The 18,396-nt window shown below is 46.1% G+C and carries 11 protein-coding genes, 5 tRNA genes and 3 rRNA genes; 5 read left to right on the top strand and 14 right to left on the bottom strand.

Annotated features, from left to right (window positions below; translation table 11 throughout):
• Positions 1-63 precede the first annotated feature (63 nt).
• Positions 64-315 (top strand): ubiquinone biosynthesis accessory factor UbiK, encoded by a 252-nt coding sequence (gene ubiK / locus OC193_RS00250; protein WP_009848085.1) that lies wholly within the window; start codon positions 64-66, stop codon positions 313-315.
• Between the two features lie 274 nt (positions 316-589).
• Here ubiK and ilvC read toward each other — a convergent pair whose 3' ends face one another.
• A complete protein-coding gene (gene ilvC, locus OC193_RS00245; protein ID WP_048661257.1) occupies positions 590-2,074 on the bottom strand; it encodes a ketol-acid reductoisomerase in 1,485 nt (494 codons plus the stop codon).
• A 146-nt stretch (positions 2,075-2,220) separates the two neighbouring features.
• Between ilvC and ilvY the strand changes: the two genes are divergently transcribed.
• Entirely contained in the window at positions 2,221-3,111 is an 891-nt protein-coding gene (gene ilvY, locus OC193_RS00240) for an HTH-type transcriptional activator IlvY (RefSeq protein WP_048661256.1), read from the top strand.
• A gap of 122 nt (positions 3,112-3,233) precedes the next feature.
• Here the strand turns inward: ilvY and OC193_RS00235 are convergent.
• The 11 genes from OC193_RS00235 to OC193_RS00185 form a co-directional block, all read right to left on the bottom strand.
• Positions 3,234-3,324: transfer RNA gene (locus OC193_RS00235), tRNA-Ser, on the bottom strand.
• A gap of 69 nt (positions 3,325-3,393) precedes the next feature.
• Positions 3,394-3,509 (bottom strand): 5S ribosomal RNA (rrf, locus tag OC193_RS00230).
• Positions 3,510-3,641: 132 nt separating this feature from the next.
• Positions 3,642-6,535: ribosomal RNA gene (locus OC193_RS00225) — 23S ribosomal RNA — on the bottom strand.
• A gap of 310 nt (positions 6,536-6,845) precedes the next feature.
• Positions 6,846-6,921, bottom strand: a tRNA-Val gene (locus tag OC193_RS00220).
• A gap of 63 nt (positions 6,922-6,984) precedes the next feature.
• Positions 6,985-7,060: transfer RNA gene (locus OC193_RS00215), tRNA-Ala, on the bottom strand.
• Between the two features lie 25 nt (positions 7,061-7,085).
• A tRNA-Lys gene (locus OC193_RS00210) sits at positions 7,086-7,161 on the bottom strand.
• A gap of 2 nt (positions 7,162-7,163) precedes the next feature.
• Positions 7,164-7,239: transfer RNA gene (locus OC193_RS00205), tRNA-Glu, on the bottom strand.
• 89 nt (positions 7,240-7,328) lie between these two features.
• Positions 7,329-8,883, bottom strand: a 16S ribosomal RNA gene (locus tag OC193_RS00200).
• The 16S, 23S and 5S rRNA genes sit together here with 5 tRNA genes alongside, the layout of an rRNA operon.
• Before the next feature lie 532 nt (positions 8,884-9,415).
• A complete protein-coding gene (gene hemG / locus OC193_RS00195) occupies positions 9,416-9,943 on the bottom strand; it encodes a menaquinone-dependent protoporphyrinogen IX dehydrogenase (RefSeq protein WP_048657781.1) in 528 nt (175 codons plus the stop codon).
• Positions 9,944-9,953: 10 nt separating this feature from the next.
• Entirely contained in the window at positions 9,954-11,411 is a 1,458-nt protein-coding gene (locus tag OC193_RS00190; RefSeq protein ID WP_048657784.1) for a TrkH family potassium uptake protein, read from the bottom strand.
• Between the two features lie 34 nt (positions 11,412-11,445).
• Positions 11,446-12,069: a YigZ family protein gene (locus OC193_RS00185; RefSeq protein ID WP_048657786.1), complete on the bottom strand. Its 624-nt coding sequence runs from the start codon at positions 12,067-12,069 to the stop codon at positions 11,446-11,448.
• A 227-nt stretch (positions 12,070-12,296) separates the two neighbouring features.
• On the opposite strand from OC193_RS00185, the gene fadB reads away from it, so the two are divergent.
• The 3 genes from fadB (at position 12,297) to acuI (ending at position 16,879) form a co-directional block, all read left to right on the top strand.
• Entirely contained in the window at positions 12,297-14,468 is a 2,172-nt protein-coding gene (gene fadB, locus OC193_RS00180) for a fatty acid oxidation complex subunit alpha FadB (RefSeq protein WP_048611252.1), read from the top strand.
• Between the two features lie 26 nt (positions 14,469-14,494).
• Positions 14,495-15,658 carry an acetyl-CoA C-acyltransferase FadA gene (gene fadA / locus OC193_RS00175; RefSeq protein ID WP_017058821.1) on the top strand — a complete coding sequence of 388 codons (1,164 nt, stop codon included), beginning with the start codon at positions 14,495-14,497 and terminating at the stop codon, positions 15,656-15,658.
• Positions 15,659-15,898: 240 nt separating this feature from the next.
• Positions 15,899-16,879 (top strand): acrylyl-CoA reductase (NADPH), encoded by a 981-nt coding sequence (acuI, locus tag OC193_RS00170; RefSeq protein WP_048657789.1) that lies wholly within the window; start codon positions 15,899-15,901, stop codon positions 16,877-16,879.
• A gap of 135 nt (positions 16,880-17,014) precedes the next feature.
• Here the strand turns inward: acuI and OC193_RS00165 are convergent, their stop codons facing one another.
• The gene (locus tag OC193_RS00165; RefSeq protein WP_048657790.1) at positions 17,015-17,956 is read right to left on the bottom strand and encodes a LysR family transcriptional regulator; all 942 of its coding nucleotides are present in this window, start codon (positions 17,954-17,956) and stop codon (positions 17,015-17,017) included.
• A gap of 156 nt (positions 17,957-18,112) precedes the next feature.
• Entirely contained in the window at positions 18,113-18,298 is a 186-nt protein-coding gene (locus OC193_RS00160) for a hypothetical protein (protein WP_048657791.1), read from the bottom strand.
• Positions 18,299-18,396: the final 98 nt, after the last annotated feature.

Genomic DNA, 18,396 nt, shown 5'->3' with positions numbered 1-18,396 from the left:
ATAGGCGACATCTCAAGTGTGATTAAATAGAATAGTGGTAAATATTCAGGAGTTTTAATTGATATGTTTGATCCAAAAAAACTAGAGCAGATTGCTAAGCAGATCCACGATTCTATGCCTCAACCAGTAAAAGAGCTTGGTTCAGACGTAGATCAAAAAGTTCGCCAAGTTATCCAAGGCCAACTAAACAAGCTAGACGTTGTGAGCCGTGAAGAGTTTGATGTTCAAACACAAGTACTGCTTCGCACTCGCCAAAAGCTAACTGAAATGGAACAAAAGCTAGCTGACTTAGAAGCAAAGATTGCCGATAAGTAAGCGCAAAGCAAGAAAACTGAAAGGGTTGGTGTGAAAACGCCAACCCTTTTGTATTTCTGAGGATCAATCAAGACCTGAAAGTCGACGAAGACTGATCAAACAATATTCATTTGATTGATTTTTAAGACTTTGTTACTAAAAGCAAAAAGGCTTGGTCAACGGCGACCAAGCCTTTTTATTAGATGTTGTGTTGCTTATTTATAACTCAAACCTGTAAGGAGTTAGTGATACTGCTTCGCTTTTTCTGCAAATTTATCAGTATCTAAGCGACTAATTAACCGCCTACAGCGATACGCTTCATGTCGCTCATGTAGCTACGTAGCTCTTCACCAATGTACTCTACAGGGTGGTTACGGATAGCTTCGTTTACTTCAATTAGCTTAGCGTTATCAACTTGGTTAGATGCTTCACCTAGACCGCGGCCGATTACGTCAGTTGCTACTGAAGGCATGAACTTCTCACGTAGTAACGGTGTTGCTACGTTAGCGAATAGGTAGTTACCGTACTCAGCAGTATCTGAGATTACAACGTTCATTTCGTAAAGACGCTTACGAGCAACTGTATTTGCGATTAGTGGAAGCTCATGTAGAGATTCGTAGTAAGCAGACTCGTCGATGATACCTGATGCAGTCATAGCTTCGAATGCTAGCTCAACACCTGCACGAACCATAGCAACCATTAGGATACCGTTGTCGAAGTACTCTTGCTCTGAGATTTCTACGTCAGAAGCTGGGTAGTTTTCGAATGCCGTTTCGCCTGTCTCTTCACGCCAGCCTAGTAGGTTCACGTCATCGTTCGCCCAGTCAGCCATCATTGTGCTAGAGAAGTGACCAGAGATGATGTCATCCATGTGCTTGTTGTAAAGCGGACGCATTAGATCTTTAAGCTCTTCAGAAAGCTCAAACGCTTTAACTTTAGCTGGGTTAGATAAACGATCCATCATGTGAGTTACGCCACCAAACTTAAGTGCTTCAGTGATCGTTTCCCAACCGTATTGTAGAAGTTTGCCTGCGTAGCCAGGTTCGATACCGTCAGCAATCATCTTCTCGTAAGATACGATAGAACCCGCTTGTAGCATGCCACAAAGGATAGTTTGCTCACCCATAAGGTCAGATTTAACTTCCGCTACGAAAGAAGACTCTAGGCAACCTGCACGGTGACCACCAGTACCTGCAGCCCAAGCTTTAGCGATATCCCAGCCTTCACCTTTAGGGTCATTCTCTGGGTGAACAGCAATCAGTGTTGGTACACCGAAACCACGCTTGTACTCTTCGCGAACTTCAGAACCAGGACACTTAGGAGCAACCATTACAACCGTAAGGTCAGAACGTAACTGCATGCCTTCTTCAACAACGTTAAAGCCGTGAGAGTAACCAAGTGCAGCACCTTCTTTCATTAGAGGCATTACAGTTTCAACAACATTTGTATGTTGCTTGTCTGGAGTAAGGTTGATTACTAGGTCTGCTTGAGGGATTAGCGTTTCGTAGCTACCTACAACAAAGCCATTTTCATCAGCATTTTTGAATGATTGACGCTTTTCATCAATTGCTGCTTGGCGTAGAGCGTAAGATACGTCTAGACCAGAATCACGCATGTTTAGACCTTGGTTTAGGCCTTGAGCACCACAACCAACAATTACGATTTTCTTACCTTCAAGAAATTCAGCTTCTGTCGCGAATTCTTCACGATCCATAAAGCGGCAACGACCTAGTTGGTCTAGTTGTTCACGAAGGTTTAATGTATTGAAATAGTTAGCCATTCTAGGGCACTCCTTTAAAAATAAGTCCGTAAGGTCGATATCTCTCTATCGAATGACTTCATACTAAAACAGACACTCCATTGCTGAAAGTGATATATTCACAATTAGTTATTGCAATAAATGCAACATGGAAACGATCGCAAAACATGAACATAAAATCTCTACAATTATTTATACATTTATGTGATAGCAAGAGTTTCAGCAAAACCGCTGCTGCTATGCATGTCAGTCCTTCAGCGCTGAGCCGTCAGATACAAAAGCTTGAAGAAGAAACAGGACAAGAACTGCTTATCAGAGACAACCGCAGTGTTGATCTCACCCCAGCAGGAAAACACCTATTGCCTGTAGCATTACGCATCGTTGGAGATTGGCAGCAATACAATCTTCATTTGAAAGGTGGAGAGCAAGAGCTTAAAGGTGAGATCCGTATATTTTGTTCAGTAACAGCTAGCTACAGCCACTTACCCGAACTAATTACTGAATTCAGAGCCATTCACCCGTATATTGAATTCAAGCTCTCTACGGGCGATCCTGCTCAATCTATCGACAAAATATTAAATGATGAAGCGGATATTGCTATCTCGGCGAAGCCGGACATCCTTCCTTCAAGGTTAGAATTCGAAACGATTAGCGATATACCACTATCCGTCATAATTCCATCAGGTGTCAGCAGCTTTAGCCAGCAACTTCAGTCTGACAAGCCAAACTGGAATGAAGTGCCTTTTATCATCCCTGAAGCGGGCACGGCGCGTGAACGTGCCAATGCATGGTTCAAAAAGATGAAGATAAAACCCAATATTTACGCTCAGGTTTCAGGGCATGAGGCGATAGTGAGTATGGTGGCGCTAGGTTGTGGGGTAGGAATTGCACCTGATGTGGTAATTAACAATAGCCCTGTAAGAGATAAAGTCGACCGTTTAAAGATAGAACCCATCAAACCCTTTGAGTTGGGTGTTTGCTGCAAGAGAGCACAGTTAGATAACCCATTAATTAGAGCATTTTGGCAGGTCGCCGAAGGAAAATATCTGCAAGACTAAAGAATATATAAGTGGTAACAAACGGGGATAGAGTCACAGATAAAGAGCACGTTAGTGCTCTTTTTGTTTTTCTCGACAGATATGAAAAAAGCCCGCTGATTTCTCAGCGGGCTTTTCAATGGTGGTGGAGGGATAGGGATTTGAACCCTAGAACCGCTATTAACGGTTGCCGGTTTTCAAGACCGGTGCTTTCGACCACTCAGCCATCCCTCCAACAAATTGTCATCAACAGATTTGCGCACTGTTGAGGTTGTTACTTGCTATGCAAATAACGAAATTAAAGCCTGGCGATGTCCTACTCTCACATGGGGAAGCCCCACACTACCATCGGCGCTATTGTGTTTCACTTCTGAGTTCGGCATGGAATCAGGTGGGTCCACAATGCTATGGTCGCCAAGCAAATTTTGCTTTTACTTTCAGTTTTTAAAAAACTGAAGGCAAAATAATCTGGAAAACTGATTTAAAAGTCTCTTCAAACTCATTCAAGCGTTTGGTATTTCTTTGAGTCCACAAAACCCCTTGGGTGTTGTATGGTTAAGCCTCACGGGCAATTAGTACAGGTTAGCTCAATGCCTCGCAGCACTTACACACCCTGCCTATCAACGTCGTAGTCTACGACAACCCTTTAGGACGCTTATAGCGCCAGGGAAAACTCATCTCAAGGCTCGCTTCCCGCTTAGATGCTTTCAGCGGTTATCGATTCCGAACTTAGCTACCGGGCAATGCCATTGGCATGACAACCCGAACACCAGAGGTTCGTCCACTCCGGTCCTCTCGTACTAGGAGCAGCCCCTTTCAATTTTCCAACGCCCACGGCAGATAGGGACCGAACTGTCTCACGACGTTCTAAACCCAGCTCGCGTACCACTTTAAATGGCGAACAGCCATACCCTTGGGACCGACTTCAGCCCCAGGATGTGATGAGCCGACATCGAGGTGCCAAACACCGCCGTCGATATGAACTCTTGGGCGGTATCAGCCTGTTATCCCCGGAGTACCTTTTATCCGTTGAGCGATGGCCCTTCCATTCAGAACCACCGGATCACTATGACCTGCTTTCGCACCTGCTCGAATTGTCATTCTCGCAGTCAAGCGGGCTTATGCCATTGCACTAACCACACGATGTCCAACCGTGTTTAGCCCACCTTCGTGCTCCTCCGTTACTCTTTGGGAGGAGACCGCCCCAGTCAAACTACCCACCAGGCACTGTCCGTAATCCCGATTCAGGGACCAACGTTAGAACATCAAAACTACAAGGGTGGTATTTCAAGGACGACTCCACCACATCTAGCGACGCGGTTTCAAAGTCTCCCACCTATCCTACACATGTAGGTTCAATGTTCAGTGCCAAGCTGTAGTAAAGGTTCACGGGGTCTTTCCGTCTAGCCGCGGGTACACTGCATCTTCACAGCGATTTCAATTTCACTGAGTCTCGGGTGGAGACAGCGTGGCCATCATTACGCCATTCGTGCAGGTCGGAACTTACCCGACAAGGAATTTCGCTACCTTAGGACCGTTATAGTTACGGCCGCCGTTTACCGGGGCTTCGATCAAGAGCTTCGACCGAAGTCTAACCCCATCAATTAACCTTCCGGCACCGGGCAGGCGTCACACCGTATACGTCATCTTACGATTTTGCACAGTGCTGTGTTTTTAATAAACAGTTGCAGCCACCTGGTATCTGCGACTCTCGTCTGCTCCATCCGCAAGGGACTTCACTGATAAGAGCGTACCTTCTCCCGAAGTTACGGTACCATTTTGCCTAGTTCCTTCACCCGAGTTCTCTCAAGCGCCTTGGTATTCTCTACCCGACCACCTGTGTCGGTTTGGGGTACGATTCCTTACAATCTGAAGCTTAGAGGCTTTTCCTGGAAGCATGGCATCAATGACTTCACTACCGTAGTAGCTCGACATCGTATCTCAGCGTTAGTAGCGGTCCGGATTTACCTAAACCACCCGCCTACGTACTTGAACCTGGACAACCGTCGCCAGGCCCACCTAGCCTTCTCCGTCCCCCCATCGCAATTGTAAGAAGTACGGGAATATTAACCCGTTTCCCATCGACTACGCCTTTCGGCCTCGCCTTAGGAGTCGACTTACCCTGCCCCGATTAACGTTGGACAGGAACCCTTGGTCTTCCGGCGAGGGAGTTTTTCACTCCCTTTATCGTTACTCATGTCAGCATTCGCACTTCTGATACCTCCAGCAGCCCTTACAGACCACCTTCAACGGCTTACAGAACGCTCCCCTACCCCACATACCCTAAGGTACGTAGCCGCAGCTTCGGTGTATAGCTTAGCCCCGTTACATCTTCCGCGCAGGCCGACTCGACCAGTGAGCTATTACGCTTTCTTTAAATGATGGCTGCTTCTAAGCCAACATCCTGGCTGTCTGAGCCTTCCCACATCGTTTCCCACTTAGCTATACTTTGGGACCTTAGCTGGCGGTCTGGGTTGTTTCCCTCTCCACGACGGACGTTAGCACCCGCCGTGTGTCTCCCGGATAGTACTTACTGGTATTCGGAGTTTGCAAAGGGTTGGTAAGTCGGGATGACCCCCTAGCCTTAACAGTGCTCTACCCCCAGTAGTATTCGTCCGAGGCGCTACCTAAATAGCTTTCGGGGAGAACCAGCTATCTCCAGGTTTGATTGGCCTTTCACCCCTAGCCACAAGTCATCCGCTAATTTTTCAACATTAGTCGGTTCGGTCCTCCAGTTGATGTTACTCAACCTTCAACCTGCCCATGGCTAGATCACCTGGTTTCGGGTCTAATCCTAGCAACTGTACGCCCAGTTAAGACTCGGTTTCCCTACGGCTCCCCTAAACGGTTAACCTTGCTACTAAAATTAAGTCGCTGACCCATTATACAAAAGGTACGCAGTCACACCACGAAGGTGCTCCTACTGCTTGTACGTACACGGTTTCAGGTTCTATTTCACTCCCCTCACAGGGGTTCTTTTCGCCTTTCCCTCACGGTACTGGTTCACTATCGGTCAGTCAGTAGTATTTAGCCTTGGAGGATGGTCCCCCCATATTCAGACAGGATATCACGTGTCCCGCCCTACTCGTTTTCACTGATGATGAGATGTCGATTACGGGGCTATCACCCTTTGTTGCGGCACTTTCCAGAGCCTTCATCTGTCTCATTAAAAGCTTAAGGGCTAATCCAATTTCGCTCGCCGCTACTTTCGGAATCTCGGTTGATTTCTCTTCCTCGGGGTACTTAGATGTTTCAGTTCCCCCGGTTTGCCTCCTGTTGCTATGTATTCACAACAGGATACTTACTTATGTAAGTGGGTTTCCCCATTCAGGAATCCCAGACTCAAAAGGTTATTACTACCTAATCTGGGCTTATCGCAAGTTATTACGCCTTTCATCGCCTCTGACTGCCAAGGCATCCACCGTGTACGCTTAGTCACTTAACCATACAACCCGAAAGGGTCTTAGTGTATGGCAACTAACCAAGGTTTTTGGTTGTCATTAAGAAGGGTTAATTCTCAATGACTGTTTGCCGGACTCAATTGTGAATCAAACTATGTTTGATTCGAATACAAGACACTTGAATGTGTTTGTTGTGTTTACCATAAAGGTAAACATTGAGAACTTTTAAATTTGATTGAATTACTCGTAAGTAATCAATCAGTCAGCTTTCCAAATTGTTAAAGAGCAAGAGTTTTTCAAGTTTTAAACTTTCAAAACCATTTTTAAAAACTCTCCGAAGAGAATGCTTAAAGATGGTGGGCGATACCGGGCTCGAACCAGTGACCCCCTGCTTGTAAGGCAGGTGCTCTCCCAACTGAGCTAATCGCCCATAAAGTTTCCTTTTGTCTTCACTTTTTAAAAGTGAAAATAAAAGCCATTCTTATGGAAGGAATGGTGGAGCTATGCGGGATCGAACCGCAGACCTCCTGCGTGCAAGGCAGGCGCTCTCCCAGCTGAGCTATAGCCCCATATTTTTATTTCCTTGGGAGGAAATGGTGGGTCGTGCAGGATTCGAACCTGCGACCAATTGATTAAAAGTCAACTGCTCTACCAACTGAGCTAACGACCCAATGGTATCCCGTAGGGGAGTCGAACCCCTGTTACCGCCGTGAAAGGGCGGTGTCCTAGGCCTCTAGACGAACGGGACACTGGATTGAAGAACTTGGGAGTTCTTCGTCTCTTTGCTTTTCTAAACCTAATCAATCTGTGTGGACACTTATCGTGAATATCTTCGTATAAGGAGGTGATCCAGCCCCAGGTTCCCCTAGGGCTACCTTGTTACGACTTCACCCCAGTCATGAACCACAAAGTGGTGAGCGTCCTCCTCGAAAGGTTAAACTACCCACTTCTTTTGCAGCCCACTCCCATGGTGTGACGGGCGGTGTGTACAAGGCCCGGGAACGTATTCACCGTAGCATTCTGATCTACGATTACTAGCGATTCCGACTTCATGGAGTCGAGTTGCAGACTCCAATCCGGACTACGACGCACTTTTTGGGATTCGCTCACTATCGCTAGCTTGCTGCCCTCTGTATGCGCCATTGTAGCACGTGTGTAGCCCTACTCGTAAGGGCCATGATGACTTGACGTCGTCCCCACCTTCCTCCGGTTTATCACCGGCAGTCTCCCTGGAGTTCCCGACATTACTCGCTGGCAAACAAGGATAAGGGTTGCGCTCGTTGCGGGACTTAACCCAACATTTCACAACACGAGCTGACGACAGCCATGCAGCACCTGTCTCAGAGCTCCCGAAGGCACACCTGCGTCTCCGCTGGCTTCTCTGGATGTCAAGAGTAGGTAAGGTTCTTCGCGTTGCATCGAATTAAACCACATGCTCCACCGCTTGTGCGGGCCCCCGTCAATTCATTTGAGTTTTAATCTTGCGACCGTACTCCCCAGGCGGTCTACTTAACGCGTTAGCTCCGAAAGCCACGGCTCAAGGCCACAACCTCCAAGTAGACATCGTTTACGGCGTGGACTACCAGGGTATCTAATCCTGTTTGCTCCCCACGCTTTCGCATCTGAGTGTCAGTATCTGTCCAGGGGGCCGCCTTCGCCACTGGTATTCCTTCAGATCTCTACGCATTTCACCGCTACACCTGAAATTCTACCCCCCTCTACAGTACTCTAGTTCACCAGTTTCAAATGCAGTTCCGAGGTTGAGCCCCGGGCTTTCACATCTGACTTAATGAACCACCTGCATGCGCTTTACGCCCAGTAATTCCGATTAACGCTCGCACCCTCCGTATTACCGCGGCTGCTGGCACGGAGTTAGCCGGTGCTTCTTCTGTTGCTAACGTCAAGAGATAGCGCTGTTAACACTACCCCCTTCCTCACAACTGAAAGTACTTTACAACCCGAAGGCCTTCTTCATACACGCGGCATGGCTGCATCAGGCTTTCGCCCATTGTGCAATATTCCCCACTGCTGCCTCCCGTAGGAGTCTGGACCGTGTCTCAGTTCCAGTGTGGCTGATCATCCTCTCAGACCAGCTAGGGATCGTCGCCTTGGTGAGCCATTACCTCACCAACTAGCTAATCCCACCTAGGCATATCTTGACGCGAGAGGCCCGAAGGTCCCCCTCTTTGGCCCGTAGGCATTATGCGGTATTAGCCATCGTTTCCAATGGTTATCCCCCACATCAAGGCAATTTCCTAGGCATTACTCACCCGTCCGCCGCTCGACGCCCATTAACGCACCCGAAGGATTGTTAGTGTCGTTTCCGCTCGACTTGCATGTGTTAGGCCTGCCGCCAGCGTTCAATCTGAGCCATGATCAAACTCTTCAATTTAAGATTTTGTGACTCAACGAATACTGACTTCAAAACTAATATTCATGTAAACATGAACATGTAATTCTAAAGCTATTACCATTCCAACAGAATGATAATGAATTGACTGTGCCGAATAACTACAAGTAGTTAAACGTATTGGTCACTCAGTTCATTGAAATCAATTTTGATTCCGAAGAATCTGTTTTATCTAACGATAAAACGTTTTGATATTCATCAACGAGTGCCCACACAGATTGATAGGTTTAAATTGTTAAAGAGCTTTTCCTTTTTGAGCTTCGCTCAAATCGGACGGCCATTTTAGCGATTTAAGTTTTAGTGTCAACCACTATTTTCAAAACTTTTTTCAAGCGCTTAGCTTGGCTAATTTGACCTACTGATTCGTTTTGGTTTCTGTTGAAGCCATCCCGTGTCAGCGAGGTGGCATTATAGAGATTTCGATCACACTGGCAAGCCCTTTTTGAAGTTTTTCTCGTTTTTTTATTCGTTCGATTAAAAAGAACTCAAAACGCCTCAAAAGTAGGCTTTTCTCTTACATCTCTTGCAGTTTCTTAGAGAATAAAGAGACTTTTTCCCAGTTTGTGTACTCAACTTCCTTGGTTGTATCCGTTTCTCCGCCTGTCATATTCATAATGAAGCGAATCATAGTTCTATCGAACCAGTTATAACGTGGGTAATAGAGGGCACCCGCGAATACACCGATCAAAGTTGGCTGCCACGGTGACTTAAGAAGAAACTTCTTAATATAAGCGCTACCTTCAGGGGTATCTTTACCTTGGTCTTCTTTACGAGCCGTTAAGTTAACGCAGAAGAAAGCGACCTTGTTTGATTGTAACTGAGTAAGGTTGGCATCAATGAACTGATATAGCTTCTTATTAAGGTGGCCATAGCGAATAGATGCGCCAATCAATACTCTGTCGTATTGAGCAAAATCGACACTAGTAATAGTGTGCAGATCTTGAAGCTCACATTCGAACTCATTCATTTCTTCTTTTATATAGTTCAAGATTTTCTTGGTCTGCCCTTCACGGCTTGAATACAAAAATAGAGCTTTTGCCACAATGTTGTCCTTAGCTACGCCAAAACGTAGGGGTCAATAAAATTAATAAGGTGAATATCTCTAAACGACCAAACAGCATAGATACGATCAACACCCACTTAGCCTTGTCATTCACATCACCGAAGTGCATTGCCACTTCACCTAAGCCTGGGCCAAGGTTATTCAATGTTGCGGCTACGGCAGAGAAGGCGCTCAGCTCATCCATACCGGTTGCAATAAGCGCCAACATACAAACCACAAACACCAATGCGTATGCAGAAAAGAATCCCCAAACCGCATCCACGACACGTTGTGGTAATGCAGAACCGCCAACCTTAATGGTATAGACAGCGCGCGGGTGAACAAGACGCTTCATTTCACGAGCACCTTGCAGCGTAAGGAGTAATATTCGGATGACTTTCATACCGCCACCGGTTGAACCTGCACATCCCCCTATAAAAGAAGAGAACAAAAGCAGAACCGGTAAAAATAGCGGCCACTCGGAGAAACCAGTAGTAGTGAAGCCTGCTGTCGTAGATATAGATACAGTTTGGAACAATGCTTGGTCAAAGGCATCGTAATACGAGTCATAAGAGTGATGGTTAAGCAGCAATAAGAAGCATACTAAAAACAGTAGCGCTTGAATAAAGATAAAGGCGCGGAACTCAGGATCTTTCCAATAGTATTTAGGGTGCACACCACCTGAAGCAAAAGCGGCAAAGTGAAGAGAGAAGTTACATGCTGATATAAGCAGGAACACGACGGTAATCATGTTGATCGCCGGGCTATTGAAATAACCCATACTCGCATCGTGAGTCGAGAAACCACCAATCGCAATAGTAGAGAAGCTATGGCTGATCGCATCAAAGAAACTCATCCCTGCTAGCCAGAACGCCACTGCACAAGCAATCGTTAGACTCAAATAGATGTACCAAAGTGCTTTTGCCGTTTCAGCAATACGCGGAGTCATCTTACTGTCTTTTACTGGACCTGGAATTTCAGCACGGTACAGCTGCATGCCACCGATGCCCAGTACAGGAAGAATGGCTACTGCCAATACGATGATACCCATACCACCAAACCACTGCAGAAACTGGCGATAAAACAAGATCGCTTTAGGTAAATCATCAAGGCCAACGATCACCGTCGCACCTGTAGTGGTTAATGCAGAGAAAGATTCGAAGAAAGCGTCTGTTACCGAAACGCTCGGGTTATCAGCGATCAAAAACGGTAAAGCACCCGCACTGCCGATTACCGTCCAGAACAAAACAACAATCAAAAAGCCATCACGCGCTTTCAATTCATGCTTATAACGTCGGTTGGGAAACCAGCAAGTTGCTCCACAGAATAAGAGAACGAAGAAAGTCGTCACAAATGGCACACCCGCACCGTCTCGATAGATCAGTGCGACGAGCGCAGGAGCAAGCATTGATACACTAAAAAGTGCTAATAATAATCCGACGATTCGAATAATTGAGCGAAATTGCATGAGCTATTGAACGAAGCGAAATGCTTCACACTTCCTAGTTGTCTTTGACTTTCGTTACCAGTGCCTTAGCACCGCTTTTATTGATCATGGTTTGGGTAAACGAATCTACCTGCAGGAGCTCTATTTCAATAATAAGCTCAACTTGAACACCATAATCCGCTTGGACTTCAACAGCCTGATGCTGAGCCATGATGGATTGTGCGATTGGCACAAAGCCATAGTCTAACTCTAGCCGTAATTTTGTGGTTATTTTTTTCTCGATAGTTTGAAGCAGCTTGAGAGCTTGTTGCACTCCACCACCGTAAGCCTTGACTAAACCACCGGTACCAAGCTTGATTCCACCAGAATAACGAGTGACGACAGCCGTTAACTCTCCAACACCAGACCCAGACAGTTGTGCCAATATGGGCTTACCAGCAGTCCCAGAGGGTTCACCATCGTCACTAAAGCCCCATAGCATTGAATCTTCAGGTCGCCCAACCACAAACCCCCAACAGTTATGTCGTGCTGAAGAATGCTCTTTTTTTACCTGCTCTACGAACTGTTTAGCAGTTTCTACACTTGGAGTATGAGCAAGATGCGTAATAAAGACGCTCTTTTTTATCTCTTCTTCAAACAGAGCTGACGCTGACGGTATTAAATAGGGCTGTTCATTCATATCGTTAACTTAGTAAATAAGAGCGGAGAAGTGTATCACGCGTGAATAATAAGGGTTAGAGGATCTGTGCTATCGCACAATGTTAAACAATTGTTTAAAAAATGTATTGAAATTAATCTGGCAGAGGTACAGACTAAGATAACTGGTCTTACCAGGTATTCTACAATAATAGAAAGATAACAAGATTCTCTCAAACAATCGTGGATTGTATGTCATGGAGATAGACAATGATTTACCAAGCTAACACCCTACAGGTAAAGGAATTACAAGATGGTATTGCGGAATTAAGCTTCTGTGCTCCAGCCTCTGTAAACAAACTCGACCTTGCTACTTTAGAATCACTAGACAAAGCGTTAGATGCTCTTAATGCTCACGCAGGATTACGTGGTTTAATCTTAACTTCAAACAAAGACGCGTTCATTGTAGGCGCAGACATCACTGAATTCCTTGGCTTATTTGCTAAGCCAGAAGCAGAACTTGATGAATGGTTAAGATTCGCTAATTCAATCTTCAGCAAGCTAGAAGACCTTCCTGTCCCAACTCTTTCAATGATGCGTGGCCATGCCCTTGGCGGCGGCTGTGAATGTGTACTCGCTACCGATTTCCGTATAGGTGACAAGACCACCAGCATAGGTCTGCCTGAAACCAAACTCGGTATCATGCCTGGTTTTGGTGGTTGTGTGCGCCTGCCTCGTGTTATCGGAGCAGACAGCGCAATGGAAATTATCACTCAAGGCAAAGCATGCCGTGCTGATGAAGCGCTAAAAGTTGGCTTGTTAGATGCGATTGTAGAAACAGACCAGCTGCTAGAGTCGGCAATCAACACCGTATCTCTGGCTGCCAATGAAAAACTAGACTGGCAGTTACGCCGCAAACAGAAAACATCAGCATTGTCGCTTAGCAAACTAGAAGCGATGATGAGCTTTACCATGGCTAAGGGCTTAGTCGCTCAAAAAGCCGGACCTCATTATCCAGCGCCAATCACTTCTGTGATTGCAATTGAAGAAGCGGCACGAAGCGATCGTGATGCTGCACTCGATATCGAACGTAAGCACTTCGTCAAGCTAGCGAAATCAGAAGAAGCTAAAGCACTAGTCGGCTTATTCCTAAATGACCAATACATCAAAGGCCTAGCGAAGCAAGCGGGTAAGTCAGCAAATAAAGCAACTGAACGTGCTGCGGTACTTGGCGCAGGCATCATGGGCGGCGGTATTGCTTACCAATCAGCGTTAAAGGGCGTGCCAGTGATGATGAAAGACATCGCACAGGCGTCTCTTGACCTTGGTATGAACGAAGCTTCTAAGCTGTTGAATAAACGCTTATCACGCGGTCGCCTAGATGGATTCAAGATGGCAGGCATTCTGTCTTCTATTACTCCAAGTCTGCATTATGCAGGTGTTGAACAATCAGATGTGATTGTGGAAGCGGTTGTAGAAAACCCTAAAGTAAAAGCAGCAGTGCTGAGTGAAGTTGAAGGTCTCGTGGGTGAAGACACAGTTCTTACATCAAACACCTCAACGATTCCGATCAACCTGTTAGCGAAATCTTTGAAGCGCCCAGAAAACTTCTGTGGCATGCACTTCTTTAACCCAGTGCATCGCATGCCTTTGGTTGAGATCATCCGTGGCGAGCATACTTCAGAAGAAACCATTAATCGCGTAGTCGCTTACGCAGCGAAGATGGGCAAATCCCCTATCGTTGTTAACGACTGCCCAGGCTTCTTCGTAAACCGTGTACTTTTCCCTTACTTTGGCGGTTTCAGCATGTTGCTACGTGACGGTGCTGATTTCACTAAGATCGATAAAGTGATGGAGCGTAAGTTCGGTTGGCCAATGGGCCCAGCTTACTTGCTAGACGTTGTGGGTCTAGACACAGCACACCACGCACAAGCTGTAATGGCACAAGGTTTCCCTGAGCGTATGGGTAAAGAAGGTCGTGATGCGATCGACGCACTTTACGTTGCTGAAAAATACGGTCAGAAGAACGGCAGCGGTTTCTACACATACAGCGTAGACAAACGCGGTCGTCCTAAGAAGACCTTCTCTGAAGACATTCTTCCTATCTTGGCTGACGTATGCCAACAACCGCAAGACTTTGATGACCAAACAATTATCCAGCGCGTGATGATTCCAATGATCAACGAAGTGGTGCTTTGTCTAGAAGAAGGCATTATCGCGACACCGCAAGAAGCGGATATGGCACTGGTTTACGGTTTAGGCTTCCCTCCATTCAGAGGCGGCGTATTCCGCTACTTAGACAGTGTGGGCATTGGTAACTTCGTTGAAATGGCGAAAGGCTACCAAGACTTAGGTGCAATGTACCAAGTACCTCAGCTATTGCTTGATATGGCAGCGAAGGGCGAAAGCTTTTACGACAGCCAACAAGCCAGTTCTCTGTAACCCACATTTGGAAAAGGAATAGCAAAATGAAAAATGTAGTTGTTGTTGATTGCCTTCGTACCCCAATGGGACGTTCCAAAGGTGGAGCTTTCCGTCACACTCGTGCTGAAGATCTGTCGGCACATTTGATGAAAGGCATTTTAGAGCGCAACCCAGAAGTAAACCCTGTCGAAATTGAAGATATTTACTGGGGTTGTGTACAACAAACGCTAGAGCAAGGCTTCAACGTTGCACGTAACGCTGCCTTGCTTGCTGGTCTACCGATTGAGATTGGTGCGGTGACGGTCAACCGTTTATGTGGTTCATCTATGCAAGCTCTGCATGATGCAACTCGCTCTATCATGGTTGGTGATGCTGAAATCTGCCTGATCGGTGGTGTGGAGCACATGGGCCACGTACCAATGAACCACGGTGTTGATTTTCACCCTGGCATGTCGAAACACGTAGCGAAAGCTGCCGGTATGATGGGCCTAACCGCTGAGATGCTAGGTAAAATGCACGGTATTAGCCGTGAAGACCAAGATGCATTCGCAGCACGCTCACATGCTCGCGCTCAAGCAGCAACAGTTGAAGGTCGTTTCAAAAATGAAATCCTGCCAACCGAAGCTCACGCAGCAGATGGTTCTCTATTTACCCTAGACTACGACGAAGTGATTCGTCCTGAAACCACGGTTGAAGGCCTATCCCAACTGCGTCCTGTATTTGACCCAGCAAACGGTACGGTAACAGCAGGTACTTCATCAGCATTGTCTGATGGTGCTTCTGCAATGCTTATCATGAGCGAAGAGAAAGCCAACGCACTTGGCCTTAAGATTCGTGCTCGCGTGAAGTCGATGGCTATCGCAGGCTGTGATCCTTCAATCATGGGTTACGGCCCAGTACCAGCAACCCAAAAAGCACTAAAACGTGCGGGCCTAACCATTGAAGATATGGGTGTAATTGAGCTAAACGAAGCGTTTGCTGCTCAATCTCTTCCATGTGCGAAAGACCTAGGTCTACTGGATGTGGTTGATGAGAAAGTAAACCTTAACGGCGGTGCGATTGCTCTTGGTCACCCACTAGGCTGTTCTGGTTCTCGTATCTCGACGACCCTAATCAACCTGATGGAAGCACAAGATGTGAAATACGGCTTAGCGACCATGTGTATTGGTTTAGGCCAAGGTATTGCAACGGTATTTGAACGCCCATAGCGATCACTGACGGTAATACTTGAAGGGTAATCTTTTGTGCAGCTATATTTATATAGCTGCACTTTTTATTACTCGACATCCAACAATACATTGATTCGTTCAGCGAACTTAGCGAAAGAAAATCACTACTTACATCTATGCATAAAACGCATAGATTCAATGTTGATGTTTCATTATTTTTTCTCGGATGATTCAACTAAAGTTACTTCAGTTTCCTAATATTCCTCCACGGAGCAGATCATGTTTAAAGCACTTGTACTAAACCAAGAAGACAAAAAAACTATCGCGTCAGTTTCTCAAATTGAAGAGTCTCAATTACCAGAAGGTAACGTGAAGATTGATGTTAGCTACTCTTCTTTGAACTACAAAGATGGTTTGGCGATTACAGGTAAAGGGCGCATTGTTCGCAACTTCCCTATGGTTCCGGGTATCGACCTTTCTGGTGTGGTTTCACAATCTGATGACCCACGCTACAAAGCGGGCGACGAAGTTGTTCTAACGGGTTGGGGTGTTGGTGAAGGTCACTGGGGCGGCATGGCTGAGAAAGCAAGCCTAAACGGTGATTGGTTAGTACCAATGCCTGCAGGTCTTGACGCTAAGAAAGTAATGGCGATTGGCACAGCTGGTTTCACTGCGATGCTTTGTGTGCAAGCTATCGTAGATGCAGGCATCAAACCTGAAGACGGTGAAATCCTAGTAACAGGCGCAAGTGGCGGTGTAGGCAGTGTATCTATCACTCTACTAAACCAACTGGGTTACAAAGTCGCAGCAGTTACTGGCCGTGCTTCTGTAAACGGTGAACTACTTAAATCATTAGGCGCGACACGTATTGTAGAGCGTGCTGAACTAGAAGAACCAGCGAAACCACTAGAGAAACAACTGTGGGCTGGCGCTATCGATACCGTAGGCAGCAAAGTGCTTGCGAAGGTATTGGCGCAAATTGATTACAACGGTGCAGTTGCGATGTGTGGTCTAGCAGGCGGTTTTGACTTACCAACAACGGTAATGCCATTCATTCTGCGTAACGTTCGCCTACAAGGTGTGGATTCAGTAATGTGCCCTCGTGAAAAACGTATTAAAGCGTGGGAGCAACTGGCTGAGCTACTACCAGAATCTTTCTACGCTCAAGCAACCAAAGAAGTGCCTTTAGACGGTGCAATTCAAGCCGCAGAAGACATCACTAACGGTCAAATCACTGGTCGCGTAGTCATTAAACTATAGATTCTCAATCACAAAGTTATCAAACCTTAAGCGCCAGCGTTAGGCTTGGATAACCCAAAACAACAAAGGGCTGATTTATATCAGCCCTTTTGCGTTTTTGTCATTTGGGTCGAGTGAATCTAAACCAAGTCTTAGCTAACCCAAGCCGACATCCGCAATCCGTTTTTGAATCAACTCACCACATTCCTCTTTGACCACTCTTCTCAACCATTGTTGTGAAGCAGAAGAGTCGCAACGCGAGTGCCAGATCAGTGAGTAATCAAACGGCATAAACTCGAATGGCAGCGGCTTGACGACTAAGTCATAACGCTCAGCCACCAAATAAGCCAAATCAGCAGGTACAGTGATCACCAACGGCATTCTATCAACAATCGCCAATGCGGCTTCAAGGTGATAAGCACGCAACACCATTTTTCGAGGCTGTTGATTAGCTAACGCGTTGTCTAATAAAGCCTTAACACCATCACTGATCGCAATCATCGCATGCGGGAGTGATACATAGTCTTCAAGGCTTAAAGGCTGGTCCGCCAATGGATGGTTTTTAGATAACAGACACGACACACCAACCGGCCCTAAGACCTCTTGATGAAGTGGTGCAATGCTGCCACTCGGACGACAGATCGCCATATCAACGCGTTCGGTGCTGAGTTGCTTAAACAAATGTTCATGCTGCAGCGGTGCAAACTCCAAAGAGATGTTCGGCGCTTGCTCATAAATCTTCGGTAGTGCATAAGGTAGGATGGTTTGCATCGCGTAGTCAGTGGTCGCAATCAGGAAACGCTCGCTACAATAATAAGGGTCGAAATCACTCGGGCTAAGCAGTTGACGGAATGATTCTAAAGGCTGATCAATGCGTTGGCTGATCTCAAGTGCTTTTTTGGTGGGGATAAGGTGCTGACCTTGGCGCGTAAACAAAGGATCGTTGAGTAACTCTCTTAAGCGCCCTAATACTCGGCTGGTTGCCGACTGACTTAAGTTAAGACGAATCGCGGCCTGGCTAACACTACCCTCTTCAATCAATACCTTTAAAGCGACCAATAAATTCAGGTCTCTACGATAGATGTCTTCTAATTCCACACCACTTACCTAGCTGTATACGATTGTCATTGATCACTAAGTTGTTTATAGCATGCTTTAGATAAAAAAAATCCCGCAATTACGCGGGGAAGCCCAAGAAAATCTGGGGATAGTGTCGGAATGTTGTCGTATCGGAATTTGCTTGTTGTATTCGGGTTAGTGCTCTCGCTCTTCGGCTATACCTTGCCAACGGCGCATCTCCACCCAAATACCAATAATCGTTGCTACTATGCCAAAAATAGGCATCAGTGAGGTCTCTGTCGATGAACGTAGTACTAACGCACAAAAAGAAATAAAACAGAGAACCGAATAAATTGTTAATCTATCTAATCCTGTCAACATCGCCACTCCTTAGCTAGTTGCCTTTGTTTCAAGTTGTTATCAACTTGTTAACTAAGTTATAGGAAATGATTCTGTTTGCCAAGCACTTATTGCATATT

It is taken from the genome of Vibrio crassostreae, assembly GCF_024347415.1.
Lineage (GTDB): Bacteria > Pseudomonadota > Gammaproteobacteria > Enterobacterales > Vibrionaceae > Vibrio > Vibrio crassostreae.
Note: the sequence above shows the minus strand (reverse complement) of the source record. Positions and strands in the feature narration are given on the sequence as shown.